The 11,213-nt window shown below is 70.2% G+C and carries 10 protein-coding genes and 1 pseudogene; 4 read left to right on the forward strand and 7 right to left on the reverse strand.

Annotated features, from left to right (window positions below; all coding sequences use genetic code 11):
- Positions 1-216 precede the first annotated feature (216 nt).
- The 3 genes from VF794_RS18945 to VF794_RS18955 all read left to right on the forward strand — a co-directional run bounded on the left by VF794_RS18945 (position 217) and on the right by VF794_RS18955 (position 5,447).
- On the forward strand, positions 217-1,809 hold the full coding sequence (locus VF794_RS18945) for a cation:proton antiporter (protein ID WP_331112368.1): 1,593 nt from the start codon (positions 217-219) through the stop codon (positions 1,807-1,809).
- On the forward strand, positions 1,806-2,939 hold the full coding sequence (locus VF794_RS18950) for an NAD-binding protein (protein ID WP_331112370.1): 1,134 nt from the start codon (positions 1,806-1,808) through the stop codon (positions 2,937-2,939). The genes VF794_RS18945 and VF794_RS18950 overlap by 4 nt, the downstream gene beginning before the upstream one ends.
- A gap of 111 nt (positions 2,940-3,050) precedes the next feature.
- Positions 3,051-5,447: a PAS domain S-box protein gene (locus VF794_RS18955; RefSeq protein ID WP_331112372.1), complete on the forward strand. Its 2,397-nt coding sequence runs from the start codon at positions 3,051-3,053 to the stop codon at positions 5,445-5,447.
- Here VF794_RS18955 and VF794_RS18960 read toward each other — a convergent pair.
- From VF794_RS18960 to VF794_RS18985, 6 genes are all read right to left on the reverse strand, one after another.
- Entirely contained in the window at positions 5,401-6,102 is a 702-nt protein-coding gene (locus VF794_RS18960; protein ID WP_331112374.1) for a cation:proton antiporter, read from the reverse strand. The two genes, VF794_RS18955 and VF794_RS18960, sit on opposite strands and share 47 nt — an antisense overlap.
- Before the next feature lie 46 nt (positions 6,103-6,148).
- Entirely contained in the window at positions 6,149-7,486 is a 1,338-nt protein-coding gene (locus VF794_RS18965) for a hypothetical protein (RefSeq protein ID WP_331112376.1), read from the reverse strand.
- Between the two features lie 91 nt (positions 7,487-7,577).
- Entirely contained in the window at positions 7,578-7,829 is a 252-nt protein-coding gene (locus tag VF794_RS18970; protein WP_331112378.1) for a chaperonin, read from the reverse strand.
- A gap of 304 nt (positions 7,830-8,133) precedes the next feature.
- A complete protein-coding gene (locus VF794_RS18975) occupies positions 8,134-8,589 on the reverse strand; it encodes a hypothetical protein (RefSeq protein ID WP_331112380.1) in 456 nt (151 codons plus the stop codon).
- Positions 8,590-8,591: 2 nt separating this feature from the next.
- Positions 8,592-9,233 carry an anti-sigma factor family protein gene (locus VF794_RS18980; protein ID WP_331112382.1) on the reverse strand — a complete coding sequence of 214 codons (642 nt, stop codon included), beginning with the start codon at positions 9,231-9,233 and terminating at the stop codon, positions 8,592-8,594.
- 69 nt (positions 9,234-9,302) lie between these two features.
- The gene (locus VF794_RS18985; RefSeq protein ID WP_331112383.1) at positions 9,303-9,920 is read right to left on the reverse strand and encodes a sigma-70 family RNA polymerase sigma factor; all 618 of its coding nucleotides are present in this window, start codon (positions 9,918-9,920) and stop codon (positions 9,303-9,305) included.
- 99 nt (positions 9,921-10,019) lie between these two features.
- Here VF794_RS18985 and VF794_RS18990 point away from each other — a divergent pair, with 99 nt between their 5' ends.
- Positions 10,020-10,751: an AAA family ATPase gene (locus VF794_RS18990; RefSeq protein ID WP_331112384.1), complete on the forward strand. Its 732-nt coding sequence runs from the start codon at positions 10,020-10,022 to the stop codon at positions 10,749-10,751.
- Positions 10,752-10,766: 15 nt separating this feature from the next.
- Here the strand turns inward: VF794_RS18990 and VF794_RS18995 are convergent.
- Positions 10,767-11,213, reverse strand: a pseudogene (locus tag VF794_RS18995) (hypothetical protein); the annotation flags it as partial.

Genomic DNA, 11,213 nt, shown 5'->3' on the forward strand with positions numbered 1-11,213 from the left:
CCTGAACATTTGCCCGGAATCCCTGGGGTGCCACCCGCGCGCTTCCTCGCGAGCGCGGGCGAGTTGGCATCAGCCGACCGAGCGCCAGCCAGCCCAGAGACGCCCTGGGAGGGTCACGCACCCGTGGTGTGGGCCAGTCCCCCTGGCCGCCCGGCGAGAGAGAGGGTGTGCGGAATCCGTGCAGGCGGCCCGCGCATCTGCGAGGCTCGCCGGGCCGTGCATCTCGAGATGCCCCTCATCATCGGCCTCATGGTGGCCGCCAGCGCCCTCGCCATCGCGGCCAAGCGCGTCCGCAGTCCCTACACTGTCGCGCTGGTGGTGGGCGGCTTGCTCATCTCCGTGGGGGGCATCCTCCCGGGCATCCCCCCGCTCAACCCCGAGGTCGTCTTCCTCGTCTGCCTGCCCCTGCTCCTCTTCGAGGGCGGCATCACCGCGGACGTGGCCAACGTGCGCGCCAACCTCCTGCCCATCGCCACCCTGGCCACCCTGGGCATGGTGCTGGCCATCGCCGCCACCGGCACGGCACTCCACTACGCCCTGGTGCTCGCCTGGGGCCCCGCGCTGCTGCTCGGGGCCATGCTCGCCGTCACCGACACCGTCTCCATCCTCTACGCCTTCCGCCGCGCCCCCGTGCCCCGGCGCCTCGCCGGCATCATGCAGGGCGAGAGCCTCTTCAACGACGGCACCGCCCTCGTGGCCTACGCGGCCATCGCCGCCGTGGTGGTGGGCGGGGACGCCTCCTACTCCGTGCCACTCATTGGCGCCAAGGTGCTGGGAGCCACCCTCGGGGGGCTCGCCATCGGCCTCACCCTGGGCCTCGGGGCCGGCTTCGTCATCCGCCACACCGAGGATCCGCTCGCCGAAATCATGGTGACCACGGCGCTGGCCTTCGCCGCCTTCGTGGTGGGCGAGCAACTGCACCTCTCGGGCGCCATCGCCGCCGTGACGGCCGGGTTGAGCACCGGCATCAACCTGCGGCGCCACGTGGCCCCGCAGAGCCAGGTGGCCATCCACACCTTCTGGGAGTACGCCGCCTTCGGGGTGAACACCTTCCTCTTCCTCTCGATGGGGCTCACCACCCGGCCCGAGACGCTGGTGCGCTACCTGCCGCAGACGCTGATCGCCGTGGCCTGTGTCTTCGCCGGCCGCGCGGTGGCCATCTACCTGCCCTTCCTGCTGCTGCGCTGGCTGCGTCCCTCCGAGGCCGTCCCCGTGCGCTGGCAGCACGTCTTCATCCTCGGCAACATCAAGGGCGCGCTGTCCATCGGCCTGGCGCTCGGCCTGCCGGAGAACACGCCCTCGCGCGAGCTGCTGGTGGCCATCGCCTTCGGCGTCTGCTTCCTGTCCCTGGTGCTCCAGGGGTTGATGCTCACGGACATCCTCAAGCGGCTGGGCCTCTTCCACGAGGATCCGGTGGCCTACGCGGTGGCCGGGCAGCAGGCACGCCTCATCGCCAGCCGCGCCGCGCGCCAGGAGCTGGAGGTGCTGCACGACCAGGGGCTCATCCCCCGCGCGCCCTACGAGCACCTGCGCAGCGACTACCAGGTGGGCATCGCCAACGCCGAGCGCGAGCTGCGCCGGCTCAGCGAGCAGCACCTGGCGCAGGGGGCGAGGATCCTCCTCGTCACCCGCCGGCGCCTCATCGACGCGGAGCGCACCGCGCTGCTGGCGGCCCGGCGCTCTGGCCTCATCCCCGAGGCCACCGCCGAGGCGCAACTGGCGAAGCTGGACGCGCGCACGCTGGAGCTGGAGCACGTGTTGTCGGACGCCCATGACGGTGAGACGGGCAGCGGGAGGAAGGCGTCATGAAGATCGTCATCGCGGGTGGTGGACGGGTGGGCAGCACGCTGGCGGCGCGGCTGGTGGCGGAGCAGCATCAGGTGACGGTGGTGGAGCGGGACCCGGCCACCTGTCACCGGCTCTTCGAGGACATCGGCGTGGTGACCATCTGCGGGGACGCCAATGATCCGCAGGTGCTGGAGTCCGCGGGCATCTCCAATGCGGACATCGCGGCCGGGGTGCTGGCGCGCGATGCGGAGAACCTGGCCTTCTCCACGCTGGTGCGCTCCATGGGCAAGGCGCGCGTCATGGTGCGCATGCTGGACAGCCGCTACCGCAACGCCTACCGGCTCGCCGGGGTGAGCGAGCTGGTGGAGGAGGCCGAGGTGGTGGTGGCGAAGATGACCACGGCCATCGACTTCCCGCAGGTGGCCGGCTCGCTGCCGCTGGCGGCCGGGGACGCCATCCTCTTCGAGCTGGAGGTGAACCCCAAGGCCCTGGTGTCCGGCCGTACGGTGGCGCAGGTGCGCGGCCTGCCCGATTTTCCCCGCGAGTGTGTGTTCATCGGCCTCCTGGACCCGGAAGGACACATCACCCTACCGGACGGCAACACGGTGCTACGCGCCGGACACACCGTCATCCTCGTGGCCCGCCGCGCCGAGCTGGGCCGGGCCGTGGAGTGCCTCACCGCCCAGCCCCGGCGCGAGGCCGACACCCCGCTGGCCGAGATGCTGCGCAAGGTGGACTTCCTCGCGCCGTTGAGTGCCGAGGAGCTCACCACGGTGGCGCGTGGCGCCGAGTACCTCCGCAAGGAGTCCGGCGAGTCCATCTTCAAGAAGGGCGACGCGGGGGAGACGTTCTACGTCGTCGTCTCCGGGCAGGTGAACCTGCTGGCCGAGGGCGGGCGCCTGGTGGAGGTGGTGAAGCCCGGGGGCTTCTTCGGTGAAATCGCCTTGCTCACCGGCGAGCCGCGCGCCACGAGCGCCGAGGCCGCCAGCGTGTGCGAGCTGGCCGCCGTCGGGCGCGAGGACTTCCGAGGCGTGGTGATGGCCAACCCCGCCATGGCCCTGGAGATGAGCCGCATCCTCGGGCAGCGGCTGGCGAAGATGGCCCAGCAGGACAGGGCCCCCCAGAAGCGCAAGGGGCTCTTTGGGCGCTGAGCGGGCAGGCAGCCCAGGCCCGGGCGTTCCCGCGGGGACAGCTTGTTCCGCCGGGAAGCCACGGGCTACGCTTGGGTCATCCGAGCGCACCCACGCCCTCCGGTGCCACCTATGAAGCTGTTTCTCGTCGGTCCGCCAGCCGAGGGCTTCCTCCTCCCACTCCTCAGCCAGTGGGGACACGAAGTGCATCTGGCCCCGGTCGCCGAGCAACTGGAGTCCTGGCCACTCGGAGTGGACGGAGTGCTGGTGAGCGGGCCCGGCCGTGAGATCCTCGAGCACCTCACCCGACTGCGCCTCCCCGACACGGGCGCCCGGCCCTTCCTCGTGGCGCTCCTCCCCGCTTCGAACGAGCCCGTGCCCCTGGAGGCCTTGCTGGCCGCGGCGGTGGATGACTTCCTCGTCGTCCCCTTCGAGCCCGCGCAGCTCCAGAACCGGCTCGAGTGGCTCCGCCTGCGGAGGGCGACCGGGAGGACCCAGTCCCCTGCCCGGGACGCTCCCACGCGCGGCGTGCAGGAGCGGCTCACGGCCATCATCCAGACCCAGAACGACGTCGCCCTGGCGGGCCTCGAGCTCGAGAAGGTGATGGCGCTCATCGCCGAGCGGGCCCAGCAGTTGTGCGGCGCGGACGGGGCCTCGGTGGCGCTGACCGAGGGCGACGAGCTGGTCTACCACGTGACGCTCGGCAGCCAGGCCGCCCATCCCGGCTTCCGGCTGAAGCTCGGCGAGAGCCTCACGGGCCAGAGCGTCCTGCGCGGTGAGATGCTCCATACCCGCGACACCGAGAACGACCCACGGGTGAACGTGGCCGCCACCCGGCGGACGGGCATCCGCTCGATGATCGTCGTCCCGCTCCAGCGGGATGGGCGCACCGTGGGCGCGCTCAACGTCGTCTACTCGCAGCCCCACGCCTACGACGACCTGGACGTACGCACGCTCGAGCTGATGGGTCAGCTGCTCGGCGTCGCCATGAGCAACGCCGCCGAGTTCGAGGCCCGGCACCTGGTGCTGACCGAGTTCGCCGACACGCTGGGCGCGCTCCAGCAGAGCCAGGAGCTGTTCCACTCCTTCATGAACCACAGCCCGCTGCTGGCCTTCATGAAGGACACCATGGGCCGGCGCACCTGGGTCAACGACTCCTACGCCCGCTTCTTCCAACTCGACACGCACACGCTGCTGAAGCTCAGGGATGACGAGCTGCTGCCGCCCGAGGTGGCCGAGCGGATGCGCCTCGAGGAGCGGCTGGTGCTGTCCACCGGGCAGACCCACTGCGCCGAGCAGCCCATCCCCGCGCCCGATGGGACGGAGCACCACTGGCTCATCCACAGGTTCGCCCTGCGCGATGCGCTCGGCCAGCAGTTGCTCGGCGGCGTGGGGGTCGACATCACCGCCCTCAAGAACGCCGAGCAGGCGCTGCGCCGCTCCGAGGAGAACTCCCGCGCCCTCATCGAGGGATTGCCGGAGGCCATCTTCGTCCACCGCGAGGGCAGCCTGCTCTACGTCAACCCGGCGGGGCTCACCTTCCTGGGCCACGGCTCGGCACAGGAGCTCGTCGGCAAGTCGCTGCTCGAGCTCATCCACCCGGAGGACCGGGACGCCGCCGCCGCCCGCGTGCTCGAGAGCGACTACGGCCCCATGCGCGAGGTGCGCTTCCTGCGCGCGGGGGGCCAGGTGGTGACGGCGGAGCTGAGCGCCATGCGGCTGCTCTTCGGCGGTGAGCCGGCCACGGTGGTGAGCGCGCGCAACATCACCGAGCGCAAGCAGATGCAGGCCAGCCTGCTGCTGGCGGACCGGCTGGCGAGCGTGGGCACGCTGGCGGCCGGCATCGCGCACGAGGTCAACAACCCGCTCGCCTTCGTCCTCGCCAACCTCGGCTTCCTGGACGACGAGTGCCAGCGCCTCATCCGCGAGCAGCCGGGAGAGCGGATCCGGGAGATGCACGAGGTCCTCCACGAGACGCTCCAGGGCGCCGAGCGGATCCGCCACATCGTGCGCGACCTCCAGACGCTCTCGCGCCACGACGGCGAGCAGCGCACGCTGGTGGATGTGTGCGAGGTGCTCGAATCGAGCCTGCGGCTGATGCGCACCGAGCTGCGCCACCGCGCCCGGGTGGTGAAGGACTTCGAGCCGGTGTCGACGGTGTGGGGCAGCGAGGTGCGGCTGGGACAGGTGTTCCTCAACCTGCTCATCAACGCCGGCCACGCCCTGCCCCCGGGGCTGCCCGATCGCAACGAGGTGCGCGTGCGCGTGCGTGGCCTCAACGCGCAGGTCATCATCGAGGTGACGGACACGGGCACGGGCATCGACCCGGCGGTGCGCGACCGCATCTTCGACCCCTTCTTCACCACCAAGCCGGTGGGAAAGGGGACGGGCCTGGGCCTGTCCATCTGCCACGGCATCGTGACGAGCCTGGGCGGAGAGCTGTCGGTGGAGAGCGAGCTGGGCAAGGGCTCCACCTTCCGCATCATCCTGCCGGCCGCGGAGGGACAGGTGAAGAAGGTCGCCTCCTAGTCTCCAGGGGAGGCGACGGGAGCAGCGGGTCGATCTCGAGGGCGTCGATGTAGCACCAGCCCCAGTGCTCGCTCCTCGCAGCCCGAGCTCCTCGGCGGCACGTCGGGCCGCAGCTGGTGCAGGTGCGAGCACGTCGTCGCCGTGCCGCGCCGCAAGCCCCCATCGTCCCCAGCATGCGCCGGGGGCCGGACACGGGCCCATGCTCGGGCACGCCCTCGTGGCGCAGCGCCGCCAGCAGCTCGCCCATCGCCTCCTCCGCCACCCCTCCCGCGTGCAGCACCCGCGTCACCGCCTCCAGCGCCGTCTCGAACTCGCCGGCCACGATGTCGCTCGCGCCCCGCTCGTGCAGATCGCCGATGACCCTCAACCGGGGCACCTTCACCAGGATGGGCACGTCCGGTGAGAGCCTCCGCGCCGCCGACACCCTGTGGGGATCCAACTCGGAGCCGAAGAGCAGCAGGCCCACGCCAATCTCCGCCAGGGCCTCCAGGCGCCAGGAGTCCGGCACCCAGCCGAGACCACTCGGGCCGATGAGCGCACCCGCGGCGATGAGGCCGGCGATGGTGGGAAGGCGCAGTCGGCTGAGCGCCAGCACCACCATCACCGCCACCCCGAAAACGACGACCAGTTCCTGGAGGAGCTCGGGAGCCTGCATGGACGCGCCTCCGCGTCTCTCAGGCTCCTGTAACCACCAGCTCGGCTCAGCGCTTGAAGTCCACGCCGACACCGAGGCCCGCCGTGAAGCCGTGCCGCAGCCGGCCCTCCGCCTGCGGGAAGTGCTCCGTGCCGCCCATGGCGATGCCGTAGAGCGCGGGCAGGAAGCGGTGACGCACCTCGGCGCCCACCGAGTAGCGCGGCCTGCCGGTGATGTCCGTGAGGATGACGCGCAGATCCATCGACGTCTTGCCTCCAGGCAGGTTCGCCTGCAGCACGGCGTCCGCGTCCACCCGGCCGGTGGTGACGAAATACTCGCCGGACGCGCTGGCCGTCAGCTCCAGGTCCTCCGGCGCGCCCGGGCTCACCGACAACGCGAACTGGCCATAACCGGAGAAGGTCGTGGGCAGCGGCTCCTCGGCGAGCGGCAGCTCCCGAAGCCCCACGCCGGAGAAGCGTGCGAGCTCATACCCCGCCCCGAAGAGGCCGAAGCGGAAGCCCCCGCCCTGGCGCCGAGCCTCCAGCCGGCCGGAGAACTCCACCGTCTCCTTGGGCCTGCTCGCCATCACCAGGCCGAACGCCGCGCCGTAGTCCGGCACCGACTCGACGAGCGTGTCCGCCCGAGCGCCCGCGGCGGCCTGCACCCAGAGCTGGAACTTCTCGTTCTTCACCGCCCCCACCTGCAACCCGACGCTCGCCGCGGAGAGCGGGGGCGCCGTGCCCCCCGCCGACGTGCCGAAGTCGTGCGCCACGTCCAACGAGAGGAGGTAGCGGTCGAAGGCCTTCTCCTGCTCACTCAGGACGCGGCCGAGATCCAACCGGACCTCTCCGGCGAACAGGCGCGCGGCGAGCACGTCGCTGGCGAAGAGCTCCACCCGGGTGGGGCCGAGGTACGCGGTGAAGTTGGCGCCCGCGGGGTGGTAATCCGGCGAGAGCCGGTTGTGGTAGCGGTTCACCAGCCACCCGGCACCGAGCGAGTACACGGAGAAGTTGCCCGCGCGCAGCTGGTAGTGGCTGTCGTCCCGGCCGATGCGCAGCTCGCGCAGAATCTGGGCGTAGTCGCTGCGCTCGTCCCAGTCCTGGCGCCGCAGTCGGCCGTAGTCCTGCTCCAGTTGGAGCGGCTCCTGGTCGAACATCCGCAAGCGCAGCGGCGCTCCCAGCTCGAACTCGAACTCGTCGCCGCCCTTCACCCCGAGGCGCGGGAAGGCGACAACAAAACCATCCACCCCGTTGGCGCCGGTGCCCGAGGACAGGCCCTGCGCGCTCAGCTCGAGGGCCGCGTGGAAGTGAATGCCCTCTTCGGCCGGTGGCGCGTAGGAGGGATCAACGTAGGCCCTGGGGGCCTGCTGGAGCACGGAGACAAGAAGAAGCGAGGCACCAATCATGGCGCATCATCCTACCCCGCTTCCCGTCAGTGCCCCCGTAACTCAGTGGCGAACAGGCGGGTGAGCCTCGCTCCCTCGGGGAGCGAGCGGACTACCCGCCGACGACGACGATCTGCCGGCCCGTGGCCGCGGCCATGGACTTGGAGGACACCAGCTTGGCGGCGGCCTTGGCCTCGCCCGCCACATCGAAGGCCGCGGCGATCAGGTCACCCAGCGTCACCTGCACCTTGGTCTGAACCTTCCGCACCGGCTGGCTCGCCTTCGCCACCGCCCGCCCCGCCGTGCCCTTCACCTGACGCGCCACCCGATTCATCACCTGTCCCCGCCGCTCGGTCTTCGCCATGGTTCGCCCCGTCCTTGGTCTGGGTTGTTCGTCTCGTTGCCGACGCCCCACGCCGCCGCCGCCCACGCAGGGACTATGAGCAACCCCCGTGCCGCAAGCCAACCCCTTGAAATCATTCGATTCCCACAAGGTGGGAGTCCCGGCGGATCCGTGCCAGGGACTGTCATTTCTTCCGAACCCGGGAAATTCCCCCCGGAACGAATGACTGGGAGGAGAGGGGCCCGGGAAGCCCCGAAGGGCCTCGACCGGGCGGAACAGCGACGACGACGACCCGGGGCCCTCGTGGGAGGGCCCGCTCGGGGCACTACTTTCCGGGAGGCGAGGAGAGCACGAGGATCAGCTCGCCGCCCACGTGCTTGCCAGCGCGCTGGTAGACGGTGCCCTCGCGCCCCAGCTCCACGTCCACGGCGGACAACTGGGGCACCTCCACGCGGAGGGTGGCGGTGTCGCCCTGCATGCGCAGCAGCCGCAGCGAGGCATTCACCCCATTGGGCAGCTTCACGTCGGTGGACGCCTGGCTGCCCACCTCCAGCGTCTGTTGGGACAGGCGCTTGAAGGAGGTGAAGTTGAAGTTCTGCCGCTCGAAGGAGTCCTTCATCTTCTGGAGCTCCGCCGGCTCCACCTCGGTGCCCTTCTTGGAGACGAGCACCACTTCCACCTTCACCTTGAGCTTCTCGTCCGCGGCGCGGGCCACGGGTGGCGAGAGCAGCACCCCCACCAGCGCGAGCGCCAGCAGGGCCAGGGGCCTCCGCGTCATCATCCTCACAGCTCACCTCCCTTGGGCCGCGAGTCCTTCCCCGGCACCGGGTGGGACTCGTCCGAGTCCAGCTCATCCTGCGTGTCGTCCCGCCTCGGGGCGGGCTTGCCCGGCGAGGCCTCATCCCGGAGCGGCTCGTCCTGCTCCACCGCCCAGATGATGGTGCTGCCGTCCTCGGACTCGAGCACCACGGGGGCCACCGTGGAGCCCTCGGAGGCGCGCACCGCGCGCACGCGCATCCGGTCCCCGCCGTAGCCCATGGGCACGTCGCTGCTGCGCATCAACAGGGGCACCAGCACCAGCACCAGCACCGCGGCCGTGGCCAGCGAGGAGACCATGGCGGTGCGGTGGTAGAGGAACAGCTCCGACAGGGAGATGCGCAGGCGCTCCAGCAGGGGCGGGCGCTCGGGCGTCACCCGGGCCATGACGCGCTGGGTGAAGTCCTTGAAGTCCACCTCGTCCACGGCCATCTCCAGGCCCACGCGCAGCAGCGCGGACTCGGCGCGCAGGTCCGCCGCGCGGCTGGTGCACTCCCGGCAGGCCGACAGGTGCCGCTCGACGTTGACGCGCTCGGCGGGAGACAGCTCCCCGTCGATGTAGGGGGACAGCAACGGGACGAAGCTCTTGCACGCGGGATTTCCGGCCATGTTCCTCACCCGGTGGTTTGGGGGACTTGCGGGTTGGACGGCAGCGTGGGACCAATATTCCAGTCCCATTCACTCATTGCCGACCCCGCTCTTGGCCTCGTCCAACTCCAGGTATTCACTGAGGATTTTCTGGACCTTGGCGCGCGCGTGGAAGAGCCGGCTCATCACCGTGCCCTTGGGAATCTCCAGCGTGCGCGACAAGTCCTCGTAGGACATTCCCTCGATTTCGCGCAGCAGGAGGATGGCGCGATGCTTCTCGGGAACGGCCGCGAGGGCCTCCTGGATTTTCTCCGCCAATTCGCGGCGCAGGGCGCTCTTCTGGGGGTTGGTGCCCAGGCGGCTGCCGAGCGCGCCGATGCGGGCCTCGGACAGGTCATTGGCGACGGACTCGTCGAACTCCTCGGCGTCGCCGCCCGCGGCGTTCTTGCGGCGCATCACGTCGATACAGATGTTGACGGTGATGCGGTAGAGCCAGGTGTAGAAGGACGAGTCGCCCTTGAAGTGGTCCAGGTACTTGTAGACCTTGACGAACGCCTCCTGCGAGACGTCCATCGCTTCTTCCTTGTCCTTCAGCATGCCCAGGGCGACGGCGTACACCTTGCGCTGGTAGCGCTCGACGAGGAGCTTGAAGGCGCGCTGGTCTCCGCTGCGGACGCGCTTGACGAGAGTGAGATCGTCGGTGGCCAAGGGTGGGGCACCCTACCACGAGCGCCCCTCGGCCCAAGCATTGAGTCGGTGGGGCGTTCACCGGTGTATTCTGGGCGTGCCCCGGTTACGAAGCCGCGCATGACCCCCACCCACTCGCTGGAAGGGCCCCCGTTCCTGCTGGGGGCGTATGTCGTCGAGGCGCGCGTCGAGGACTGGAGCCAATTCCCGTTCAACCTGCCGTATGTGAGGGAGCTCGACCTGACGCTCGACGGGCCCATCACCCTGTTCGTGGGAGAGAACGGCTCCGGGAAGTCCACCCTGCTGAGCGCGCTCGCGGAACTGGCGGGGCTGCCCGGGGGTGGCGGGAGCCGGAACGAGATTCCCGACGCCGAACGCCGTGCGTCCCTGCTCACCGCCGCCCTGCGCCCCAAGTTCAGGGCCAAACCACGGGATGGCTTCTTCTTCCGCGCGGACGCGCTCCTGGACTTCGCTCGCATCCTGGACAAGCGCAAGGAGGATCCCGACTTCCTGGGCGATCCGTACGCACGCTACGGGGGCAAGTCACTTCGAGCGCGCTCGCATGGCGAGAGCGTCTCGGAGGTGTTCCGCGCGAAGCGGCACGGCGGGCTCTACTTCTTCGACGAGCCCGAGTCGGCCCTCTCCCCGATGCGGCAGTTGGATTTCGTGAGGGAGCTCGAGGAGACCGTCCGGGAGGGGGGCTGGCAATTCGTCATCGCCACCCACTCGCCCATCATCATGTCCCTGCGAGGAGCACGCCTCCTCGACTTCGACCGCCCGGGGCTCCCGCCCATCCATCCGGAGGACACGAAGCACTGGGCCGCGTTCAAACGCGTTCTCAGCCCGGACTGAGCCGGGCTCACGTCCTCACAGGGTGACGAGGATGGCGATCAGCAGCGCCGCGGCCACCAGGGCGAACATGGTGACGAAGACCATCCGGTTCCACTTCTCCTGCTCCACCGCGCCGGACTCCTGCGAGTCCCGGAAGCCGTGCAGGGCGTTCCAGAGCATGTGCGGACCCAGGCGCTTGTTCGTGCCCCGGGTATAGAGGTCGTCCTCCGGAGCCAACTGCCCGTCCACCTGCCGCTGCGGAGCCACCTGCCCAGGCACCACCACGGTCGGCGATTGGACTCCCGATTGGAGCGGCGGCGAGACCGGCTTCTCCGTCTGGTCCAGCAGCGGCTGCGCACTGGCCTTCCGCGGCTGCTCCGGCTGCTCGGGAGTCTTGGAAGTGGGGAGGGGCGGGTTGTCCTTCAGCTCCAGCGTCTCCTTCGGCTGCTCGGCCTGCTTCGGCTGCTCGGCCTGCTTCGGCTG

Source organism: Archangium sp., assembly GCF_036389735.1.
In the GTDB taxonomy this organism is placed as follows: Bacteria; Myxococcota; Myxococcia; order Myxococcales; family Myxococcaceae; genus Archangium.